General features: G+C 66.1%; 20 protein-coding genes. 1 reads left to right on the top strand and 19 read right to left on the bottom strand.

The features are described 5' to 3' along the window. Positions 1-3: 3 nt before the first annotated feature. The 14 genes from rpsQ to ABTV91_RS06545 form a co-directional block, all read right to left on the bottom strand. Entirely contained in the window at positions 4-273 is a 270-nt protein-coding gene (gene rpsQ, locus ABTV91_RS06610) for a 30S ribosomal protein S17 (protein ID WP_054663323.1), read from the bottom strand. 11 nt (positions 274-284) lie between these two features. After that, positions 285-470, bottom strand: a complete 186-nt coding sequence (gene rpmC / locus ABTV91_RS06605) for a 50S ribosomal protein L29 (protein WP_055767495.1) — start codon at positions 468-470, stop codon at positions 285-287. After that, positions 470-883 carry a 50S ribosomal protein L16 gene (gene rplP, locus ABTV91_RS06600; RefSeq protein ID WP_054663318.1) on the bottom strand — a complete coding sequence of 138 codons (414 nt, stop codon included), beginning with the start codon at positions 881-883 and terminating at the stop codon, positions 470-472. The genes rpmC and rplP overlap by 1 nt, the downstream gene beginning before the upstream one ends. Before the next feature lie 5 nt (positions 884-888). After that, a complete protein-coding gene (gene rpsC, locus ABTV91_RS06595; RefSeq protein WP_433853784.1) occupies positions 889-1,623 on the bottom strand; it encodes a 30S ribosomal protein S3 in 735 nt (244 codons plus the stop codon). 2 nt (positions 1,624-1,625) lie between these two features. Beyond that, positions 1,626-1,961 carry a 50S ribosomal protein L22 gene (gene rplV / locus ABTV91_RS06590; RefSeq protein WP_054668596.1) on the bottom strand — a complete coding sequence of 112 codons (336 nt, stop codon included), beginning with the start codon at positions 1,959-1,961 and terminating at the stop codon, positions 1,626-1,628. A 12-nt stretch (positions 1,962-1,973) separates the two neighbouring features. Next, positions 1,974-2,243 (bottom strand): 30S ribosomal protein S19, encoded by a 270-nt coding sequence (gene rpsS / locus ABTV91_RS06585; RefSeq protein WP_104938139.1) that lies wholly within the window; start codon positions 2,241-2,243, stop codon positions 1,974-1,976. A gap of 6 nt (positions 2,244-2,249) precedes the next feature. Further along, positions 2,250-3,077, bottom strand: a complete 828-nt coding sequence (rplB, locus tag ABTV91_RS06580; protein ID WP_056931946.1) for a 50S ribosomal protein L2 — start codon at positions 3,075-3,077, stop codon at positions 2,250-2,252. Positions 3,078-3,087: 10 nt separating this feature from the next. After that, on the bottom strand, positions 3,088-3,387 hold the full coding sequence (rplW, locus tag ABTV91_RS06575; protein ID WP_054663307.1) for a 50S ribosomal protein L23: 300 nt from the start codon (positions 3,385-3,387) through the stop codon (positions 3,088-3,090). Further along, entirely contained in the window at positions 3,384-3,989 is a 606-nt protein-coding gene (rplD, locus tag ABTV91_RS06570; protein ID WP_433853783.1) for a 50S ribosomal protein L4, read from the bottom strand. Before rplD ends, rplW begins: the two co-directional genes overlap by 4 nt. Positions 3,990-4,001: 12 nt before the next feature. Next, positions 4,002-4,652, bottom strand: coding sequence for a 50S ribosomal protein L3 (gene rplC / locus ABTV91_RS06565; RefSeq protein WP_433853782.1), 651 nt, complete (start codon positions 4,650-4,652; stop codon positions 4,002-4,004). An 11-nt stretch (positions 4,653-4,663) separates the two neighbouring features. Next, positions 4,664-4,975, bottom strand: a complete 312-nt coding sequence (gene rpsJ / locus ABTV91_RS06560; protein WP_005408208.1) for a 30S ribosomal protein S10 — start codon at positions 4,973-4,975, stop codon at positions 4,664-4,666. A 400-nt stretch (positions 4,976-5,375) separates the two neighbouring features. After that, entirely contained in the window at positions 5,376-8,111 is a 2,736-nt protein-coding gene (locus ABTV91_RS06555; RefSeq protein WP_433853781.1) for a M14 family metallopeptidase, read from the bottom strand. A 505-nt stretch (positions 8,112-8,616) separates the two neighbouring features. Beyond that, positions 8,617-9,420, bottom strand: a complete 804-nt coding sequence (gene dkgB, locus ABTV91_RS06550; protein WP_433853780.1) for a 2,5-didehydrogluconate reductase DkgB — start codon at positions 9,418-9,420, stop codon at positions 8,617-8,619. Between the two features lie 54 nt (positions 9,421-9,474). Beyond that, positions 9,475-10,638 carry an MFS transporter gene (locus ABTV91_RS06545; RefSeq protein ID WP_433853779.1) on the bottom strand — a complete coding sequence of 388 codons (1,164 nt, stop codon included), beginning with the start codon at positions 10,636-10,638 and terminating at the stop codon, positions 9,475-9,477. A gap of 75 nt (positions 10,639-10,713) precedes the next feature. Here ABTV91_RS06545 and ABTV91_RS06540 point away from each other — a divergent pair, with 75 nt between their 5' ends. After that, positions 10,714-11,616: a LysR substrate-binding domain-containing protein gene (locus tag ABTV91_RS06540; RefSeq protein ID WP_433853778.1), complete on the top strand. Its 903-nt coding sequence runs from the start codon at positions 10,714-10,716 to the stop codon at positions 11,614-11,616. A gap of 276 nt (positions 11,617-11,892) precedes the next feature. Here the strand turns inward: ABTV91_RS06540 and tuf are convergent, their stop codons facing one another. From tuf to rpoC, 5 genes are all read right to left on the bottom strand, one after another. After that, on the bottom strand, positions 11,893-13,083 hold the full coding sequence (tuf, locus tag ABTV91_RS06535; protein WP_433853772.1) for an elongation factor Tu: 1,191 nt from the start codon (positions 13,081-13,083) through the stop codon (positions 11,893-11,895). A 54-nt stretch (positions 13,084-13,137) separates the two neighbouring features. Further along, positions 13,138-15,267 (bottom strand): elongation factor G, encoded by a 2,130-nt coding sequence (gene fusA / locus ABTV91_RS06530; protein ID WP_433853777.1) that lies wholly within the window; start codon positions 15,265-15,267, stop codon positions 13,138-13,140. A 139-nt stretch (positions 15,268-15,406) separates the two neighbouring features. Continuing rightward, positions 15,407-15,874, bottom strand: coding sequence for a 30S ribosomal protein S7 (gene rpsG / locus ABTV91_RS06525; RefSeq protein WP_104938134.1), 468 nt, complete (start codon positions 15,872-15,874; stop codon positions 15,407-15,409). A 12-nt stretch (positions 15,875-15,886) separates the two neighbouring features. Continuing rightward, positions 15,887-16,261 (bottom strand): 30S ribosomal protein S12, encoded by a 375-nt coding sequence (rpsL, locus tag ABTV91_RS06520; RefSeq protein ID WP_004145320.1) that lies wholly within the window; start codon positions 16,259-16,261, stop codon positions 15,887-15,889. Positions 16,262-16,515: 254 nt separating this feature from the next. Continuing rightward, positions 16,516-20,742 carry a DNA-directed RNA polymerase subunit beta' gene (gene rpoC / locus ABTV91_RS06515; RefSeq protein ID WP_433853776.1) on the bottom strand — a complete coding sequence of 1,409 codons (4,227 nt, stop codon included), beginning with the start codon at positions 20,740-20,742 and terminating at the stop codon, positions 16,516-16,518. Positions 20,743-20,765: the final 23 nt, after the last annotated feature.

Here is a 20,765-nt window from a genome sequence, read left to right as displayed (position 1 = left end):
TCCTTATTTCGCTGCGCGGGTGATGACTTCCACCACCCGCCAGTTCTTGGTCTTGGACAGCGGCGCAATTTCGGTCACACGCACGAAATCACCTTCGTTGCAGGTGTTCTCGGCGTCGTGAGCGTGCAGCTTGGTCGAACGCTTGATGTACTTGCCGTACAGGGCGTGCTTGACCTGGCGCTCCACCAGCACGGTGACCGTCTTGTCCATCTTGTTGCTGACGACACGGCCTTCGACCGTGCGCAGCGTCTTGCTTTCAGTATTTTCGCTCATCGCAGCCATCCTTACTTCGTGCTGCCGATCAGGTGCTTGACGCGAGCGATCTCGCGGCGCACCCGGCGGGTTTCGTGGGTCTTCGGCAGCTGGCCGGTGGCGGCCTGCATGCGGAGCGAGAACTGCTCCTTGCGCAGGTCGACCAGGTGGGCCTTGAGTTCGTCAGCCGACTTCTCGCGGAGTTGTTTGATGTCCATCAGCGCACCGTCCGGGTCACGAAAGTGGTGGTGACCGAGAGCTTGGCCGATGCCAGGCGGAACGCCTCGCGTGCCACTTCCTCGGAAACACCCTCGATTTCATAGATCATGCGGCCCGGCTGGATCTGGGCGACCCAGTACTCCACGCCGCCCTTACCGGCGCCCATTCGGACTTCGATGGGCTTCTTGGTGATGGGCTTGTCCGGGAAAACGCGGATCCACATCTTGCCGCCACGCTTGACGTAACGGCTGATCGAACGACGGGCCGCTTCGATCTGGCGCGCGGTCAGCTGACCGTGAGCGGTGGCCTTCAGGCCGTACTCACCGAAGCTGACGGCATTGGCGCTCCAGCTCAGGCCGTCGTTGCGGCCCTTGAACATCTTGCGGTATTTGGTTCGCTTGGGTTGCAACATTGCCGTTACCTCGCTTCACGAGCCGGGCGCGACGGACGGTCGGCACGGTCGCCACGATCGTTGCGATCGCCGCGCGGGCTGTCGTCCTGCTTTTCCTGGCCAACCTGGGAGAAATCGAAGACTTCGCCCTTGTAGATCCAGACCTTGATGCCGATGATGCCGTAGGTGGTGCTGGCCTCAGCGAAACCGTAGTCGATGTCGGCGCGCAGGGTGTGCAGCGGCACGCGGCCTTCGCGGTACCACTCCGAACGGGCGATTTCAGCGCCGTTCAAGCGGCCAGCCACGTTGACCTTGATGCCCAGGGCACCCAGGCGCATCGCGTTGCCGACCGCACGCTTCATCGCGCGGCGGAACATGATGCGACGCTCCAGCTGCTGCGCGATCGACTCGGCGACCAGCTGCGCGTCCAGCTCCGGCTTGCGCACTTCGGTGACGTTGATGTGCGCCGGGACGCCCATCACTTCGCTCACTTCCTTGCGCAGCTTCTCGATGTCCTCACCACGCTTGCCGATCACCACGCCCGGACGGGCGGTGTGGATCGTCACGCGCGCGGTCTTGGCCGGACGCTCGATCAGGATCTTGGAGATACCGGCCTGCGCAAGCTTCTTGCGAAGCATCTCGCGGACCTTCAGGTCGGCCGCCAGGTAGCTGGCGAACTCGGCCTTGTTGGCGTACCACTTGGAGTTCCAGTCCTTGGCGATGCCCAGGCGGATACCAATCGGATGAACTTTGTGACCCATCGTTATTTGCCCTCGCCCACGACCACGGTGATGTGGCTGGTGCGCTTGAGAATGCGCGTGCCGCGGCCCTTGGCGCGGGCCATGAAGCGCTTCAGGCTCGGACCTTCATCAACCATGATGGTCTTGACCTTCAGCTCATCGACGTCGGCGCCCTGGTTGTTCTCGGCGTTCGCGATGGCCGACTCCACCACCTTCTTGATGAGGGCGGCAGCCTTCTTGTCCGAGAACTTCAGCAGGTTGACCGCACGCTCGGCCGGAAGGCCGCGCACCTGGTCAGCGACCAGACGGGCCTTCTGCGGGGAGATGCGCGCGGTGCGCAGGATTGCTTTCGCTTCCATCGTCATCTCTCCTTACTTGCCCGACTTCTTGTCAGCACCGTGACCCTTGAAGGTCCGGGTGATGGCGAATTCGCCGAGCTTGTGGCCGACCATGTTCTCGTTGACGAGAACCGGGACGTGGTTCTTGCCGTTATGCACGGCGATGGTGATGCCTACCATTTCCGGCAGGATCATCGAACGGCGCGACCAGGTCTTGATCGGCTTCTTGCTGCCCGCAGCGGCCTCCACCTTCTTGACGAGGTGGTGATCGACGAACGGGCCCTTCTTGAGTGAACGTGCCATGGTCGATTAGCCCCTACGATCGCGGACGATGAACTGCTGGGTGCGCTTGTTATGGCGCGTCTTGTAGCCCTTGGTCGGGACACCCCACGGGGTGACCGGATGCGGGTTACCCTGGCCGGCCTTGGCCTCACCACCACCGTGCGGGTGGTCCACCGGGTTCATGGCGGCACCGCGGACGGTCGGGCGGACACCGCGCCAACGCTTGGCGCCGGCCTTGCCCAGCTTCTCCAGGTTGTGCTCGTCGTTGCCGACTTCGCCGATGGTGGCGCGGCACTCGACCGGCACCTTGCGCATTTCACCCGAGCGCAGGCGCAGGGTGGCGTAGATGCCTTCGCGGGCAACCAGCTGCACCGAAGCACCGGCGGCGCGGGCGATCTGGGCACCCTTGCCCGGCTTCAGCTCGATGCCGTGGATGGTGGTACCGACCGGGATGTTGCGCAGCGGCAGGGTGTTGCCGGTCTTGATCGGCGCATGCGCGCCGGAGATGACCTGGTCACCCGCCTTCAGGCCCTTCGGGGCGATGATGTAGCGGCGCTCACCGTCGACGTAGCACAGCAGGGCGATGTGGGCGGTGCGGTTCGGATCGTACTCGATGCGTTCCACGCGCGCCGGAATGCCTTCCTTGTTGCGCTTGAAGTCGATGATGCGGTAGTGCTGCTTGTGGCCACCGCCCACGTGACGGGTGGTGATGCGGCCGTGGTGGTTGCGACCACCGGACTTGCTCTGCGACTCCACCAGCGCCGCGTGCGGTGCGCCCTTGTGCAGATCGGGCGTGACCACGCGCAGGGCCGAACGACGGCCTGCGGAGGTGGGCTTGAATTTCATCAATGGCATGGGATGTACCTCAGGCCTTGGCCGTTACATCGATGGACTGGCCATCGGCCAGACGCACGTACGCCTTGCGCCAATCGCCGCGACGGCCAGCGCGGTTACGGAAGGACTTGCTCTTGCCCTTGACGTTGACCACGTTGACGGCCTCGACCTTGACGTCGAACAGCTGCTCGACCGCGGCCTTCACATCGGCCTTGGTTGCTTCGTTCGAGACTTCGAAGACGTACTGGTTGGAGAGTTCCTGCAGGCGCGCGGTCTTTTCGGAGACTCGCGGAGCGCGCAGCACGCTGAAGATTTTTTCGTTGCTGCTCATGCCAGCCACTCCTCGACCTTCTTGACCGCATCGGCGGTGATGACGACCGTGTCGGCACCGACCAGCGCGACCGGATCCAGACCCTGCACGTCACGCACCTGCACGTAGGGCAGATTGCGGGCCGACAGGTACAGCGATTCGGAAGCGTCCTCGGTCACGATCAGCGGGCGCTTGCCCACTTCCAGACCGGCCAGCTTTTCCACCAGACCCTTGGTCTTGACGGCGTCGACGTCGAAGGCCTCGACGACCTTGATGCGACCCTGGCGGTTCAGCTCGGACAGGATGGCGCACATGGCGGCGCGATACTGCTTGCGGTTGACCTTCTGCTCGAAGCTGCGCGGCTTGGCCGCGAAGGTGACGCCACCGCCGACGAAGATCGGAGCGGTCAGGGCACCGTGGCGAGCGCCACCACCCTTCTGCTTCTTCGACTTCTTGGTGGTGCCGGCCACTTCAGAGCGCGTCTTCTGTGCCTTGGTACCGGCGCGAGCGGCGTTGCGGTAGGCAACGACGACCTGGTGGACCAGATCTTCGCTGAAATCGCGGCCGAACACGGCTTCGGAGACCGAGACCTTGTTGTTGCTACCCGTGATAACGAGTTCCATCGTCATCTCTCCTTATGCCTTGCTCGCCGGACGCACGATCACGTCGCCACCGGCAGCACCCGGAACGGCACCACGAACGGCGATCAGACCGCGCTCGACGTCGACCTTGACCACTTCCAGGTTCTGCGTGCTCTGCTGCACGGCACCCATGTGGCCGGCCATCTTCTTGCCCGGGAAAACGCGACCCGGGGTCTGGCGCTGGCCCAACGAACCCGGCGCGCGATGCGACAGCGAGTTACCGTGGGTGGCGTCACCCATGGTGAAGTTGTAGCGCTTGATGGTGCCCTGGAAGCCCTTGCCCTTGGTGACACCCTGGACGTCGACGATCTGGCCGACCTCGAAGATATCCGCCTTGACTTCGCCACCGACGGCGTAATCGCCGATCTGGGCGTCCTCGACGCGGAATTCCCACAGGCCACGGCCGGCTTCGACCTTGGCCTTGGCGAAGTGGCCGGCTTCCGGCTTGTTCACCAGGGCGGCGCGACGGGCGCCGACGGTCACCTGCACGGCGCTGTAGCCGTCGGTTTCGACGGTCTTGATCTGCGCGATGCGGTTCGGGGTGGCTTCGATCAGGGTCACCGGGATGGACAGGCCATCATCGGTAAAAACGCGGCTCATGCCGGCCTTGCGGCCCACGAAGCCCAACGAATACTTCTTCGTCATGGTCGTAGTCCTCAGGTCAGCTTGATCTGAACGTCGACGCCGGCAGCCAGTTCGAGCTTCATCAGCGCGTCCACGGTCTTGTCGTTGGGGTCGACGATGTCGAGCACGCGCTTGTGCGTGCGGGTCTCGTACTGGTCACGCGCGTCCTTGTCGACGTGCGGGGAAACCAGAACGGTGTAACGTTCGATCTTGGTCGGCAGCGGGATCGGGCCACGCACTTGCGCGCCGGTCCGCTTGGCCGTTTCAACGATCTCGCTGGCCGAGCGGTCGATCAAGCGATGATCGAACGCCTTCAGCCGAATCCGGATCTTTTGGTCCGCCATGACGGTGTTCCTATAGGTCTAAAGAGCGACAGGCCCGGCCTCTTGTGTACCGGACCCCATGAATGCGCGGCCATGCCACCCGGCCGTCGCGCGAATCCCTTCAAAACAGCAAGGCGGCCCGGTTTCCCGGCCCGCCCCAGACACAAACAAACGCGCAGAAAGCGCCCCGATGCCCTGGAGCGACCCACGCGACCTGTCCTTAGTCTGGCGAATACGAAGCGCGTCCTGCCCTTCATTTCGCTGGTTGCGAAGCCCATGCATGCATGAGTCCCGCGAGTGGTCGTGCATTCTGTCAGCATTCCCGGGGCTTTGCAAGTACCGGGTACGCCCCGCCTCCTGCGCTTCAGCTGCCGGCATGCCTGGACGGGAGGCGGCCGGGCCGCGCTCCCGTCCTGACGCCTCATTCGGCGGGAGTGCCGGCCTGCAGCAGGCTGTTGAACAGCAGCTTGAACGAGCCGTGGGTCTGCGAGCGGAAGGTGATGTCCGTGCCGAAGAAGGTCAGCCGGCCAGCGCCGACATCGGCCTCGGCGGCCAGCACCCCGCCCTGCAGGTGCTCCTGGCCCCAGGCCCAGCCACTGCGCAGCGGCGTGGCCGAGTCGAAACGCAGCAGCGGGCGGATGTCGTCGCGGCCGGCCGGCAGGTCGAACACCGGCGCATTGTCCCAGCGGCCATCGGAGAAGTACACGTCCAGGCGCTGCGGCAGGCCCCAGTTGAGCGGGCGCGACTTGTCCACCGCCACCTGCAGCACGCTGCCGGGGATGTAGTACTCGCGCTGGCTCAAGGCCCGCGGCTGGCCGTCGGCGCCGGGCGCCTGCAGGTGGCTGCGCAGCGGCAGGCCCAGCTGCAGCGCCAGCCCGCTGGACGAGCCGGTGGCCACGACATGGCCACCGGCCTGCAGGAACCGGCGCAGCGCGGCGACCGCGGCCTCGCCCTCCAGTTCGCCGAGCATCGGGCGGAACTCGGCCGGGATGGTGGCCGGGTCCGGCGAAGCCGGCGTGCGCCCGGCCTTGCCCTCGATGGCCAGCGCCTTGGGCAGCGGCAGCGCGCCGCTGGGCAGGATCAGCACGTCGAAGCGGCTGCGCAGGTCGCCGTCGAGGATCTGCCGCGGGTACACCACTTCATAGTCGAAACCGAAGCTGTCCAGGACCAGCCGGGTCCAGCCCGAAACCATGGAACCGCCGTAGTGGTCCCACAGCGCGATCCGCGGCGCCTTCACCGGCACGCCGCCCTCGACGCGGCGACCGGCGGCAGCCGCCCGCACGCCGGTCCCGCGCAGGGCGGCGGCCAATGCGTCGGGCGCGGCCGACGGCACGAAGAAGGCGCCGTCGCGGTCCTGCAGGCGCCGCACCGGTACGCCCGCCTTCAGCAGGCGGTTGACCGCGATCACGCTGTTGTTGGCGCGCGCATCCAGCAGGTAACCATTGGCCGAAGCCGGCACCGGCGCGTCGGCCGGCACCTGCAACTGCCCGGCCGGGAGCGCCTCGAACGGACCGTCGAAGCCCTCCAGCACGCGGTCGAACGCCACGCCCATCTGGAAGGCCAGCGTCCAGCCGGCCGAGTCGTAGGGCGCGATCGGCGGACCGCCCGCGTATTCGAAGTCGTGCGGGTGGTCCTGCGGCTCGAACATGTCCAGCACGTGCGGCCGGAACGCCTGGTCGGCCTTGACCACGAACGAACCGGCCGGGTACCTGCGGCCGCCCGCCGCGAACGGCCGGGTGGCGCGCTCGACCTCGACGCCGGCCAGCTGCAGCGCGTTGACGAAGGCGGTCGCGGTCGGGAAATCCGCCTGGTCGGCGGGGATGATGTAGCCGCGCGGGTCGCGCTGCTCCGGGCGCCGCAGCAGCGCCTTCACCTGCGCCGCGTCCAGCTCCGCGGCCGGCTTGCCGTCCTTGCCGGCGGCCTCGCGCGCCCTGGCCAGCGCGCTCGGGCTGGCCGTCCAGCTGTCACGGCTGCCGCGCTCGATGGAATTGCGGCCCATGCGGTAGATGTTCCACAGCAACTGCTCGCGGTTGCGCGAGGCGTAGTCCAGCAGCGCCCAGTTGGCGGTCAGGCTGTAGTCGATGGACTGGCGGAAATGCCAGGTCTGCGCCGGCACCGGCGCCGGCAGGTTGCTGTCCGGCAGCTGCCGGTCCGGCAGGAACGGGATCTGCATCGGCGTCGGGTTGCCGGTGATCTCGGTCAGCACGCCCAGCATGTTGTGGAAGTACGGCATGGTGCGCAGGCCGCCGTTCCACCAGGTGGAATACACGCTGCCGCCCTTGGACACCGCACCGGGCTTGTTCTCCTGCAGGAAGCGCAGGTTCATCGTCGAGCCCAGCGACTCCAGCCCGACCGGGATCATCGCGTCGATGTTGTAGTTGTAGGGATCGCGGTACGGCGGGATCACGATGACCGTGCCCTTGGGCGAGGTCTGGTGGTGGTTGTAGACGATCTGCGGGTACCAGCGCGTGTACATGGCCAGGTTGAGGTTGCGCGTCTCCTGCAGCGCGGCCATGTAGAAGTCGCGGTTGTTGTCGTGCCCGGCGTACTTCTGGTACAGGCGTGGCGGCTTGTCGAGCACGCGCCTGGCCGGTACCGGTTCGCGCATGTACCAGTCCGAATACAGCTCCTGCCCGTCCGGGTTGGCGTGGACCAGCAGCACGATGGTGTCGTCGAGGATGCGCCGGGTCTCGGCGTCGTCGCGGCTGGCCAGCTGCCAGACGGTCTCGATCAGCTGGTGCGCGCCGACGGTCTCATTGGCGTGCAGGCCGCCGTCGATCCACACCACCGCCTTGCCCTGCCCGGCCAGCCGGCGCGCAACCGCTTCGTCGTCGCGCGCCCGTGCCAGGCGCTCGGAGATGCCGCGGTACTCGTCCAGCTTCGCCAGGTTGGCCGGCGAGGACGCGATCAGCATCAATTGCGGGCGGCCTTCCGAGGTTTTGCCCAGTTCGACGAGGCGGAAACGGTCGGAGCTGGCCGCGACCTTGCGGAAATAGGCTTCGGTCTGGGTGTAGTTGGCGAGCATGTAATCGTCGCCAATGGTGAAACCGAAGTGTTCCTTCGGCGACGGCGCCGCCGCCTGCGCCACCGCGGCGAACGCGGCCAGCGCCACTGCCAGTGCCGCCCTGCGCCGCCCTTGTCCCGTTACTCGCAACATCCCGTCTTCTCCTCGCGTTTGTCCTGCCGGCCCGGCCATCGCACGCACCTTAGGCGCATCCGCCCTGCCCTTCACGTAGCGAAGGTCATGGCGGCGGCGTGGCCGGTGCGCGCGCCTGCGCGGCTCATGGATACAAGAGAGGAGTGGGGAGCGTTTTCCGCCATGCGGAACGCGTTATCCGCCAAGGTGTCGATGAAGATCCGGAAGCGCGGGCTGTCGCTGACCGCCGCGGCCGCCAGCAGTCAATGAAGATGCAATGGCATCCGGCGACAGCCCAGCAGTCCCCTGCCGTCGTCCGAGCAAACCGGAGCGCTTTCCACGCATCGCTCCCATGGAAGCGCCAGATACCGCATTGCACACATGCCAGCGAGCGCATGGCAAGTCTCCTGGCGAACATGGCAACCGGCCCCGACCACACGTCGCGCGAATCCCCATGTGGCGCCGCACCAGCTTGGCGGCCGGCGGCCACACGCCTGTCCGCCGCCCCTCCCACCAGCAGCGGTGATCAGTCCCAGGCCGGCGCCAGGCCTTCCGGGTTGACTTCGCGGCCATTGCGCTCGAGCGCGGCGATGCGCGCCATGTCTTCGGCGTCCAGCTTCAGGCCGCGGGCTAGCAGGTTGCTGGCCAGGTTCTCGCGCCGGGTCGAGGACGGAATCACCGCATAGCCGAGCTGCATCGCCCAAGCCAGGGCGACCTGCGCCACGGTGGCGTCGTGCCTGGCGGCGATGTCGGCCAGCACCGGGTCCTTGAGCACCTTGCCGTAGGCCAGGGTCATGTAGGAGGTGACGGCGATGCCCTGTTCCTCGAGGAACGCGGTGAGCCTGCCGTTCTGCAGGTAGGGGCTGAGTTCGACCTGGTTGGTCGCGATTTCACCTGCACCGACCGCGGCGATGGCCTGCCGGGTCAGTTCGATGTTGAAGTTGGATACGCCGATCTGGCGGGTCAGGCCCAGCCGCTTGGCTTCGGCCAGCGCGGCCATGTAGTCGGCCAGCTCGACGCCGTTGCCGGGGGCCGGCCAGTGGATCAGGGTCAGGTCCACATGATCGGTGCGCAGCCTGGCCAGGCTCTCGCGCAGGCTCGGGACCAGCTTGTCGGCGGCGTAGTTGTCGACCCAGATCTTGGTGGTGAGGAATAGGTCCGCACGCGGCACGCCGCTTTCGGCGATGGCCTGGCCGATGTCGGCCTCGTTGCCGTAGATCTGCGCGGTGTCGATGGCGCGGTAGCCCAGTTCGAGCGCGGATTTCACCGAATCGATGACGGCCTGGCCGGTAAGGCGGAAGGTGCCCAGGCCGAAGGAAGGAATGCTCATGGAATGACTCCTGGAGGAAAAAAATGAGTTGCCCGTCGCGGACGGAGCAGCGGCTCAGGCGCCCTGCGCCACGCGGCGGCGGCCGGCATTGCCCAGCCAGACAAGGCCCAGGCCGCCCGCGGCCAGCGCGGCACCCGCCAGCGGCACGGCGGCGTAACCCAGCCCCTGGCCGATGACGGCGCCACCGAGGGCGGCACCGACCGCATTGCCAAGGTTGAACGCACCGACATTGACCGACGAGGCCAGGCCCGGTGCCTGCGCGGCGGCCTGCATGACCCGCATCTGCACCGGCGGCACGATGCCGAAGGCGGCCGCGCCCCAGACCACCAGGCCGATCGCCGCGCCGACGTGGGTGGTCATCACCAGCGGCAGCACCGCCATGACCACCGCGAGCGCGCCGAGGATCAGCGTGGTCGCGCCGTCCAGCGACCAGTCGGCCAGGCGGCCGCCGATGCTGTTGCCCAGCGTGAAGCCGATGCCGATCAGCACCAGCGCGAAGGCCACGAACCCCGGGCTGGCGTGGGTGATTTCCGCCAGCACCGGCGCCACGTAGGTGTACAGCGCGAACATCGCGCCGGCGCCGAGCACCGTGGTGCCCATCGCCAGCAGCACCTCGGGGCGGGCCAGCACCTTGAGCTCGCGGCGCACGTCCGGACGCGTGCCCGGCTCGCCCTTGGGCAGCGCCAGCCACAGCGCGGCGATGGTGACCAGGCCGAGCACGGCGGTGCCGCCGAAAGCCAGGCGCCAGCCCACTTGCTGGCCGATCCAGGTCGCCGCCGGCACTCCGCCGATGTTGGCGATGGTCAGGCCCATGAACATGGTGGCGATGGCGCTGGCCTGCCTGTCCTTCGGCACGACACTGGCGGCGACCACCGCGCCGATGCCGAAGAAGGCGCCGTGGTTGAGGCTGGTGACCAGGCGCGACAGCAGCAGGGTCGTATAGCCGGGCGCGAACGCGGACAGCAGGTTGCCGACGGTGAACAGCACCATCAGCCACATCAGTGCCGCGCGTTTGCCGAAGCGACTGAACAGCAGGGTCATCACCGGCGCACCGGCCATGACGCCGACCGCATAGGCGGAGACCAGCATGCCGGCGCTGGGGATGCTGACCTGCACGCCATCGGCAATCACGGGCAGCAGTCCCATCGGGGTGAATTCAGTGGTGCCGATGGCGAAGGCACCGATGGCGAGGGCGAGCAGGGCGTTGGAAGATTTCATGGCGCGCAGTGTGCCCGGCTAATATTTGCGGATTAAGCCCCATATCCACCAAATTCATTTGACTCAGGATCAATAATGAAAACCACCCTTGATGAACTGCAGGCGTTCGTGGCCGTGGTGGACGCCGGCTCGATCACCGCCGCCTCGGAACTGCTGGGACTGACGATCTCGGCCACCAGCCGCACGCTCGGACGGCTGGAGGAAAAGCTGCAGACCACCCTGCTGCGGCGCACGACGCGGCGCCTGGAGCTCACCGAGGAAGGCGCCGCCTTCCTGCAGCACGCACGCGCCATCCTCGCCTCGGTGGACGAGGCCGAGGAACAGATGGCGGCACGGCGCATGCGGCCCGCGGGCCGGCTGCGGGTCGATGCGGCCACGCCCTTCATGCTGCACGTGCTGGTGCCGCTGGTGGCCGGTTTCCGCGAGCGCTATCCCGAGGTCGAGCTGGAGCTGAACTCGAACGAGGGCATCATCGACCTGATCGAGAAGCGCACCGACGTCGCCTTCCGCATCGGCGCACTGAAGGACTCCACCCTGCACGCGCGCCCGGTGGGCGGCAGCCACGTGCGGGTACTGGCCAGTCCGGCCTATCTCGAACGCCACGGCACGCCGGTCGTGCCGGGCGAGCTGGCCCGGCATGCGCTGCTGGGCTTCACCCAGCCCGAATCCCTCAACGAGTGGCCGCTGCGCGATGCGGCCGGCAACGTCGTGCGCATCCAGCCGACGATCGCCGCCTCCAGCGGCGAGACGCTGCGCCACCTGGCCCTGGCCGGCCAGGGCATCGTCTGCCTGTCCGACTTCATGACCCGCACCGACCGCGAGCAGGGCCGGCTGGTGCCGCTGTTCCCGGCGCAGACGCTGGACGTGCGCCAGCCGGTCAACGCGGTCTACTACCGCAACACCGCGCTGGCCGCGCGCATCACCTGCTTCGTCGACCATGTGGTCGAAACGCTGGGCGCGCGCCCGTTCGACGGCTGACGCCTCCGACCGCCCGGTCATCACGGCGCCGCAGTGAAGGCCGGGCGCGGATGACGACAACGACGGACTCGCCGGAAGCGGGCACAAGGTAGCCGCGGCACCGACCACCAGGCGCCCTGCTTCCCCGGAAGGCGGCAACAAGAAACCTCGGGGAGCGTTTTCCGGCACCGTTTGCCGACAGCCCGAAGAGTTGCCACCACCCATGGCGGCAACAAAAAAAAGGGCGGCCCGGAGGCCGCCCTTTTTCCACGCTCCCCGCGAACGGGGAAAACGCGATTACTTGGTGATCTTGGCGACCACGCCGGCGCCGACGGTACGGCCGCCTTCGCGGATCGCGAAGCGCAGGCCTTCGTCCATCGCCACCGGGTTGATCAGGGTGACGGACATCTTCACGTTGTCACCCGGCATCACCATCTCCACGCCCTCCGGCAGCTGCACGGCGCCGGTGATGTCGGTGGTACGGAAGTAGAACTGCGGACGGTAGCCCTTGAAGAACGGGGTGTGACGGCCACCTTCGTCCTTGGACAGTACGTACACCTCAGCCTCGAACTCGGTGTGCGGGGTGATCGAACCCGGCTTGGCCAGCACCTGGCCGCGCTCAACGTCGTCACGCTTGGTGCCGCGCAGCAGCAGGCCCGCGTTGTCGCCCGCCTGGCCCTGGTCCAGCAGCTTGCGGAACATTTCCACGCCGGTCACGGTGGTCTTCTGGGTCGGACGGATACCGACGATTTCGATTTCGTCGCCCACCTTGATGATGCCGCGCTCGATACGGCCGGTCACCACGGTGCCGCGGCCCGAGATCGAGAACACGTCTTCCACCGGCATCAGGAACGGCTTGTCGATATCACGCTCCGGGGTCGGGATCCAGCTGTCCAGCGCCTCGACCAGCTTCAGGATCGCCGGCACGCCGATGTCGCTCTGGTCGCCTTCCAGCGCCAGACGGGCCGAACCGTGCACGATCGGGGTGTCGTCGCCCGGGAAGTCGTACTTGCTCAGCAGCTCGCGCACTTCCATTTCGACCAGTTCCAGCAGCTCGGCGTCGTCCACCATGTCGGCCTTGTTCAGGAACACGACGATGTACGGCACGCCGACCTGACGCGACAGCAGGATGTGCTCGCGGGTCTGCGGCATCGGGCCGTCAGCGGCCGAGCACACCAGGATCGCGCCGTCCATCTGCGCCGCACCGGTGATCATGTTCTTGACGTAGTCGGCGTGGCCCGGGCAGTCGACGTGGGCGTAGTGACGGGTCTCGGATTCGTACTCGACGTGCGCGGTCGAGATCGTGATGCCGCGCGCCTTCTCTTCCGGCGCGGCGTCGATCGAGGAGTAGTCCTTGAACTCGCCACCGAAACGCTCGGCGCCGATCTTGGTCAGCGCGGCGGTCAGCGTGGTCTTGCCATGGTCGACGTGGCCGATGGTGCCGACATTGACGTGCGGCTTGGTACGTTCGAACTTACCCTTGGACATTTTGCGATTCCTTGATTAGCTGAAAGTTTGAGGGAGAACCTGAGCCCCAGGGGCTCAGGCCTTCTTGATGACGGTTTCGGCGATGTTGTTCGGCGCCGGCTCGTAGTGGTCGAATTCCATCGAGAACGTGGCGCGACCCTGGGTCATCGAACGCAGCTGGGTGGCGTAACCGAACATTTCGCCCAGCGGGATCATCGCATTGATGACAACGCCCGAGATGTTGGTATCGGAACCCTGCAGCACGCCGCGACGACGGCTCACGTCGCCCATCACGTCACCCTGGTAATCCTCCGGGGTCACGATCTCGACCTTCATGATCGGCTCCAGCAGCACCGGCTTGGCCTTGGCGAAGCCCTGCTTGAAGGCCATCGACGAAGCCAGCTTGAACGCCATTTCCGAGGAGTCGACGTCGTGGTACGAACCGAACACCAGCTTGACCTTCACGTCCACCACCGGGAAGCCGGCCAGCGGGCCACTGGTGATGGTCTCGCGCAGGCCCTTCTCGACCGACGGGATGAATTCCTTCGGAATCACGCCACCGGTGATGTCGTTGATGAACAGGAAGTCGTCCTTGATGTCGGCGCCGTGCTTCTCGCGGTCCTCGGCGGTGATCGGGGACATCTCGATCACGACGTGACCATACTGGCCCTTACCACCGGACTGCTTGGCGTGCTTGTAGTCCGACTTCACGTCCGCGGCCTGGATGGTTTCGCGGTACGCGACCTGCGGCTTGCCGACGTTGGCTTCGACGTTGAACTCGCGCTTCAGGCGGTCGACGATGATGTCCAGGTGCAGCTCGCCCATGCCCGAAATGATCGTCTGGCCCGACTCTTCGTCGGTCTTGACGCGGAACGACGGGTCTTCCTGCGCCAGACGGCCCAGGGCCATGCCCATCTTTTCCTGGTCGGACTTGGTCTTGGGCTCGACGGCCATCGAGATCACCGGCTCCGGGAACGCCATGCGCTCCAGGACGATCGGGGCGTCGAGGGCGCACAGGGTGTCACCGGTGGTGACGTCCTTCAGGCCCACCGCCGCGGCGATGTCGCCGGCCAGCACTTCCTTGATCTCGTCGCGCTGGTTGGAGTGCATCTGCAGGATGCGGCCGATGCGCTCCTTCTTGTTGCGCACCGAGTTCAGCACCTGGTCGCCGGCATTCAGGACGCCCGAGTAGACGCGGAAGAAGGTCAGCGAACCCACGAACGGGTCGGTCATGATCTTGAACGCCAGCGCCGAGAACGGGGCCTTGTCGCTGGATTCGCGCGACAGCTCCTTGGTCTCGTCGTCGACGTCGGTACCCTTGACCGCCGGCACGTCGACCGGCGACGGCAGCAGCTTGATGACGCCGTCGAGCATGGCCTGCACGCCCTTGTTCTTGAACGCCGAGCCGCAGAACATCGGGACGATCTCGGTCGCCAGCGTACGGATACGCAGGGCGTTGTAGATCTCGTCCTCGGTCAGCTCCTCGCCGCCCAGGTACTTCTCCATCAGCTCTTCGCTGGCTTCGGCGGCCGACTCGACCATGAACGCGCGCGCTTCCTCGGCCTGCGCCTGGAGCTCGGCCGGGATGTCGCGGTACTCGAAGCTCATGCCCTGGGACTTCTCGTCCCACGCGATGGCCTTCATCTTCACCAGGTCGACCACGCCCTGGAAGTTGTCCTCGGCGCCCACCGGGATCTGCATCGGCACCGGCACGGCACCCAGGCGCGCCTTCAGCTGGTCGCGGACCTTGAAGAAGTTGGCGCCGGTGCGGTCCATCTTGTTGACGAACGCGATGCGCGGCACGTGGTACTTGTTGGCCTGGCGCCACACGGTTTCGGACTGCGGCTGCACGCCGCCGACGGCGCACAGCACGAACACCGCACCGTCGAGCACGCGCAGCGAGCGCTCCACTTCGATGGTGAAGTCGACGTGCCCGGGGGTGTCGATGATGTTGAAGCGGTGCTCCGGCATGGACTTGTCCATGCCCTTCCAGAACGCGGTGGTGGCAGCGGACTGGATCGTGATGCCACGCTCCTGCTCCTGCTCCATCCAGTCCATGGTGGCGGCGCCATCGTGCACCTCACCCAGCTTGTGGCTCTTGCCGGTGTAGAACAGGATGCGCTCGGACGTGGTGGTCTTGCCGGCATCGATGTGGGCCATGATGCCGAAGTTGCGGTAACGCTCGATGGGAGTGGTGCGGGCCACGGGGAGCCTCTCAGATTTTTCGGATTTCGGAATGGCCGAATGCCGCCTTTCGGCGGCCTTCGGGTTGGCGCGGCGATTCTGTCACCGCGAAGTGACACACAGATGGTGTCACCGGCCTGTGTTCACAAGGCCTTCAAACTCACCAGCGGTAGTGCGCGAACGCCTTGTTCGCTTCCGCCATGCGGTGGGTTTCTTCACGCTTCTTGATGGCGCCGCCACGGTTTTCCGAGGCGTCCAGCAGCTCGGCGGCCAGCTTGCGCGGCATCGAGTTCTCGCCACGCTTGCGGGCCGATTCGATCAGCCAGCGCATCGCCAAGGCCATCTTGCGCGAGGCGCGCACTTCGACCGGCACCTGGTAGGTGGCGCCGCCGACGCGGCGGGACTTCACTTCGACGGCCGGAGCCACGTTGTCCAGCGCCTTCTGCACCAGCTCGATGGCATTCGGATTCTTTTCGCCGATCACGTCCATGGCGCCGTACACGATCTTTTCGGCGACGGACTTCTTGCCGCTCTGCATGACCATGTTGATGAAGCGGGCGATGGTTTCGCTTCCGTGCTTCGGATCGGGCAGGACGGAACGCTGCGGAGTATTACCCTTACGCGACATAGTGCTCTCTCCTTAGGCCTTCGGACGCTTGGCGCCGTACTTGGAACGGGCCTGGCGACGCTTGGCGACGCCGGCGGCGTCGAGCGAGCCACGAACGGTGTGGTAACGCACACCCGGCAGGTCCTTGACGCGACCGCCGCGGATCAGGACCACGGAGTGCTCCTGCAGGTTGTGGCCTTCACCGCCGATGTAGGAAATCACTTCTTCCTGGTTGGTCAGGCGGACCTTGGCAACCTTGCGCAGAGCCGAGTTCGGCTTCTTCGGAGTGGTGGTGTAGACACGGGTGCAGACGCCACGGCGCTGCGGGCACTTGTCGAGCGCCGGCGAGGCACTCTTGTAGGTGGTCGCTTGCCGCGGCTTGCGGACCAGCTGGTTGATCGTCGCCATCAGTAGGTTCTTCTGATTGGGGCCGTAAAAAACGGCCAAGGATGCGGAAAATGTAAAGCAGGCCCGAAATTCAGGCCTGCCGAGACAGACGATTGTAGCAACCCGTCCAGAACGCAGTCAAACGCGCCCTTTCCAGGCCAGCCCTGATCCCGGGCTGTTACAGGGGGGCCTCCATGTACCCCGTTCAGGTCGGGCCACCGGTCCGCGGACGGACCGGCAACCCTTCAAAGCGCCCGGCCGGAGCCGGACCTACCTCACTCCTCGCCGCCCGCCGCCTGTTCAGCTTCGGTCGACGCAACCTCCGACTCGACCACCGCGGCCGTACCGGCCAGGGTCTCGATCTCCGACTCGGTCAGGCCGGAGGCGCCGCGACGGCGCTTGGTGTGGTACGCAAGGCCGGTACCCGCCGGAATCAGGCGGCCGACGATCACGTTTTCCTTCAGGCCGCGCAGGTTGTCCGCGGTGCCGCGCACGGCAGCCTCGGTCAGCACGCGGGTGGTTTCCTGGAACGACGCGGCCGAAATGAACGACTCGGTCGCCAGCGAGGCCTTGGTGATGCCCAGCAGCACCGGCTCGAAACGGGCCGGCAGCTCGTTGCGGGACGCCAGCCTGGCGTTCTCCTCGATCACGCGCTGGCGCTCGGCCTGCTCGCCATTGAGGAACTTGCTGCCGCCCTGGTCGATGATCTCGACCTTGCGCAGCATCTGGCGGGAGATCACCTCGATGTGCTTGTCGTTGATCTTCACGCCCTGCAGGCGGTACACGTCCTGGATTTCCTTGACCAGGTAGCGCGCCAGCTCCTCCACACCCTTCAGGCGCAGGATGTCCTGCGGGCTCGGCTCGCCGTCCACGATGGTTTCGCCGCGGCTGACGTGCTCGCCTTCGAACACGATGATCTGGCGGTACTTCGGAATCAGCTCCTCGTGCTCGGAACCATCGGTGTCCTTGATGATCAGGCGCTGCTTGCCCTTGGTGTCCTTGCCGAAACTGATGATGCCCGAACGCTCGGCCAGGATCGCCGGATCCTTCGGCTTGCGCGCCTCGAACAGGTCGGCCACGCGCGGCAGACCACCGGTGATGTCGCGGGTCTTGGACGCTTCCTGCGGGATCTTGGCGACCACGTCGCCCACGCCCACCGGAGCGCCGTCCTGCAGGTTGACGATCGAACGCGGCGGCAGCAGGTACTGCGCCGGCAGGTCGGTGCCCGGGATGGTCAGGTCGTTGCCCTTGCCATCGACGATGCGGACCAGCGGACGCAGGTCCTTGGCCTGCGAGCCGCGACGCTTCGGATCGGTGATCTCGCGCGAGGCCAGGCCGGTCAGCTCATCGGTCTTCTCGATGACGGTGACGCCGTCGATGAAGTCGATGAAGCGGATGAAGCCGGCCACTTCCGACACGATCGGGTGGTTGTGCGGATCCCAGTTGGCCACGGTCTGGCCGGCCTTGATCTCGGCGCCATCCTTGACGGTGATGGTGGCGCCGTACGGCAGCTTGTAGCGCTCGCGCTCTCGGCCGTGGGCGTCGAGCACCGACACTTCGCCCGAACGCGACACCGCCACCAGCGAACCGTTGGCGTGGTCGACGTGCTTGAGGTTGTTGAACTTGACCGAGCCGGTGGTCTTGACGGTGATGTTGTCCACCGCCGCCGCACGCGACGCCGCGCCACCGATGTGGAACGTACGCATGGTCAGCTGGGTACCCGGCTCGCCGATCGACTGCGCGGCGATGACGCCGACCGCTTCGCCGATGTTGACCAGGTGGCCGCGCGCCAGGTCGCGGCCGTAGCAGCGGCCGCAGACGCCGAAGGCCGATTCGCAGGTGATCGTCGAGCGCACCTTGATCGACTGCACGCCAGCTTCTTCCAGCTTGTTCACCCACTGCTCGTCGAGCAGCGTGTTGCGGGTGACGATCGGATCCTCGTCGTTGCCCGGCAGGAACACGTCCTCGGCCACCACGCGGCCCAGCACGCGGTCCTTCAGCGGCTCGACCACGTCGCCGCCTTCCACGATCGGGGTCATGGTCAGGCCTTCGACGGTGCCGCAGTCGACCTCGGTGATCACCACGTCCTGCGCCACGTCGACCAGGCGACGGGTCAGGTAACCCGAGTTCGCGGTCTTCAGCGCGGTATCGGCCAGACCCTTGCGGGCGCCGTGGGTGGAGTTGAAGTACTCCTGCACGTTCAGGCCTTCGCGGAAGTTCGCCTTGATGGGCGTCTCGATGATCGAGCCGTCCGGGCGGGCCATCAGGCCGCGCATGCCGGCCAGCTGGCGGATCTGCGCCTGCGAGCCACGCGCGCCCGAGTCGGCCATGATGTACAGCGAGTTCATCGACTTCTGGTCGACGATCTTGCCTTCCGAATCCTCGACCTTCTCGGTACCGATGGTTTCCATCATCGCCTTGGCGATGCGCTCGTTGGTGCGCGACCAGATGTCGACCACCTTGTTGTAGCGCTCGCCGGCGGTGACCAGGCCCGACTGGTACTGCTCCTGGATTTCCAGCACTTCCTGCTCGGCTTCGCCCAGGATGCCCTTCTTCTCGTCCGGGATCAGCATGTCGTCGATGCCGATCGACACGCCGGCGCGGGTCGCGTAGGCGTAGCCGGTGTACATCAGCTTGTCGGCGAACACCACGGTGTCCTTCAGGCCGAGCAGACGGTAGCTCTGGTTGATCAGGCGCGAGATGTTCTTCTTGGTCATCTCGGTGTTGCACAGCTCGAACGGCAGGCCCTCGGGCATGATCTCGCTCAGCAGCGCACGGCCGACGGTCGTGTCCTGGATCGAGGCCTTGCGGACCTTGTTGCCCTGCTCGTCGCGCTCGACCTGGGTGATGCGCACCTTGACCTTGGCATGCAGCTCGACCACGCGGTTGTCGTAGGCGCGCTTCACTTCGTTGGTGTTGGCGAACACCATGCCCTCGCCCTTCTTGTTGATCAGGGCGCGGCTGAGGTAGTACAGGCCCAGCACCACGTCCTGCGACGGCACGATGATCGGCTCGCCGTTGGCCGGGGACAGGATGTTGTTGGTGGACATCATCAGCGCGCGCGCTTCCAGCTGGGCTTCCAGCGAGAGCGGCACGTGCACGGCCATCTGGTCACCGTCGAAGTCGGCGTTGAACGCGGTGCAGACCAGCGGGTGCAGCTGGATGGCCTTGCCTTCGATCAGCAGCGGCTCGAACGCCTGGATGCCGAGGCGGTGCAGGGTCGGCGCGCGGTTCAGCAGCACCGGGTGCTCGCGGATGACTTCTTCCAGGATGTCCCAGACTTCGCCTTCCTCGCGCTCGACCAGCTTCTTGGCGGCCTTGATGGTGGTGGCCAGGCCGCGACGCTGCAGCTTGGCGAACACGAACGGCTTGAACAGCTCCAGCGCCATCTTCTTCGGCAGGCCGCACTGGTGCAGCTTCAGGTACGGACCGACGGTGATCACCGAGCGGCCGGAGTAGTCCACGCGCTTGCCGAGCAGGTTCTGGCGGAAGCGGCCCTGCTTGCCCTTGATCATGTCGGCCAGCGACTTGAGCGGGCGCTTGTTGGTGCCGGTGATGGCGCGGCCGCGGCGGCCGTTGTCCAGCAGCGCGTCGACCGATTCCTGCAGCATGCGCTTTTCGTTGCGCACGATGATGTCCGGAGCGTTGAGCTCCAGCAGGCGGCGCAGGCGGTTGTTGCGGTTGATGACGCGGCGGTACAGGTCGTTCAGGTCGGAGGTCGCGAAGCGTCCGCCGTCCAGCGGCACCAGCGGACGCAGGTCCGGCGGCAGCACCGGCAGCACGGTCATGACCATCCACTCCGGACGGTTGCCCGATTCCAGGAAGGCCTCGACCAGCTTGATGCGCTTGGTCAGACGCTTGAGCTTGGTTTCCGAACCGGTGGAGGCGATTTCCTCCTTCAGCTTCACCATCTCGGCCTGCAGGTCGATGGTGCGCAGCAGTTCGTACACGGCCTCGGCGCCCATGGCGGCGTCGAAGTCGTCGCCGTGCTCCTGGCGCGCCTGCAGGTACTGTTCTTCGGTCAGCAGCTGGCGGCGCTCCAGGGCGGTCAGGCCCGGCTCGGTCACCACGTAGGCTTCGAAGTACAGCACGCGCTCGATGTCGCGCAGGGTCATGTCCAGCATCAGGCCGATGCGCGACGGCAGCGACTTGAGGAACCAGATGTGGGCGACCGGCGAGGCCAGGTCGATGTGGCCCATGCGCTCGCGGCGCACCTTGGCCAGGGTCACTTCGGTGCCGCACTTCTCGCACACGACGCCGCGGTGCTTCATGCGCTTGTACTTGCCGCACAGGCACTCGTAGTCCTTCACCGGGCCGAAGATGGCGGCGCAGAACAGGCCGTCGCGCTCCGGCTTGAAGGTGCGGTAATTGATGGTTTCCGGCTTCTTCACCTCGCCGAAGGACCAGGAGCGGATCAGGTCAGGCGAAGCCAGGCCGATCTTGATCGCGTCGAAGTCCAGCGTCTGGCGCTGCTGGTTGAAGAGATTGAGCAGGTCTTTCATGGTGTTCTCCGAAAGGAGGAATG

The sequence above is a fragment of the Stenotrophomonas nitritireducens genome (assembly GCF_050984405.1).
Taxonomy (GTDB): domain Bacteria; phylum Pseudomonadota; class Gammaproteobacteria; order Xanthomonadales; family Xanthomonadaceae; genus Stenotrophomonas; species Stenotrophomonas nitritireducens_B.
The sequence above is the reverse complement of the archived record's forward strand: the minus strand, read 5'-3'. Positions and strand labels throughout refer to the sequence as shown.

What these genes read in the sequence shown, in the direction of transcription:
- rpsC (WP_433853784.1), bottom strand. Translation starts at nt 1,623, where the DNA reads ATGGGTCACAAAGTTCATCCGATTGGTATCCGCCTGGGCATCGCCAAG.
- rpsJ (WP_005408208.1), bottom strand. Translation starts at nt 4,975, where the DNA reads ATGGCGGACCAAAAGATCCGGATTCGGCTGAAGGCGTTCGATCATCGC.
- rpsS (WP_104938139.1), bottom strand. Translation starts at nt 2,243, where the DNA reads ATGGCACGTTCACTCAAGAAGGGCCCGTTCGTCGATCACCACCTCGTC.
- rpsQ (WP_054663323.1), bottom strand. Translation starts at nt 273, where the DNA reads ATGAGCGAAAATACTGAAAGCAAGACGCTGCGCACGGTCGAAGGCCGT.
- rplP (WP_054663318.1), bottom strand. Translation starts at nt 883, where the DNA reads ATGTTGCAACCCAAGCGAACCAAATACCGCAAGATGTTCAAGGGCCGC.
- rplB (WP_056931946.1), bottom strand. Translation starts at nt 3,077, where the DNA reads ATGCCATTGATGAAATTCAAGCCCACCTCCGCAGGCCGTCGTTCGGCC.
- rplV (WP_054668596.1), bottom strand. Translation starts at nt 1,961, where the DNA reads ATGGAAGCGAAAGCAATCCTGCGCACCGCGCGCATCTCCCCGCAGAAG.
- ABTV91_RS06540 (WP_433853778.1), top strand. Translation starts at nt 10,714, where the DNA reads ATGAAAACCACCCTTGATGAACTGCAGGCGTTCGTGGCCGTGGTGGAC.
- rpsL (WP_004145320.1), bottom strand. Translation starts at nt 16,261, where the DNA reads ATGGCGACGATCAACCAGCTGGTCCGCAAGCCGCGGCAAGCGACCACC.
- dkgB (WP_433853780.1), bottom strand. Translation starts at nt 9,420, where the DNA reads ATGAGCATTCCTTCCTTCGGCCTGGGCACCTTCCGCCTTACCGGCCAG.
- rplD (WP_433853783.1), bottom strand. Translation starts at nt 3,989, where the DNA reads ATGGAACTCGTTATCACGGGTAGCAACAACAAGGTCTCGGTCTCCGAA.
- rplW (WP_054663307.1), bottom strand. Translation starts at nt 3,387, where the DNA reads ATGAGCAGCAACGAAAAAATCTTCAGCGTGCTGCGCGCTCCGCGAGTC.
- rpmC (WP_055767495.1), bottom strand. Translation starts at nt 470, where the DNA reads ATGGACATCAAACAACTCCGCGAGAAGTCGGCTGACGAACTCAAGGCC.
- rpsG (WP_104938134.1), bottom strand. Translation starts at nt 15,874, where the DNA reads ATGTCGCGTAAGGGTAATACTCCGCAGCGTTCCGTCCTGCCCGATCCG.
- rpoC (WP_433853776.1), bottom strand. Translation starts at nt 20,742, where the DNA reads ATGAAAGACCTGCTCAATCTCTTCAACCAGCAGCGCCAGACGCTGGAC.
- rplC (WP_433853782.1), bottom strand. Translation starts at nt 4,652, where the DNA reads ATGACGAAGAAGTATTCGTTGGGCTTCGTGGGCCGCAAGGCCGGCATG.
- ABTV91_RS06555 (WP_433853781.1), bottom strand. Translation starts at nt 8,111, where the DNA reads ATGTTGCGAGTAACGGGACAAGGGCGGCGCAGGGCGGCACTGGCAGTG.
- ABTV91_RS06545 (WP_433853779.1), bottom strand. Translation starts at nt 10,638, where the DNA reads ATGAAATCTTCCAACGCCCTGCTCGCCCTCGCCATCGGTGCCTTCGCC.
- tuf (WP_433853772.1), bottom strand. Translation starts at nt 13,083, where the DNA reads ATGTCCAAGGGTAAGTTCGAACGTACCAAGCCGCACGTCAATGTCGGC.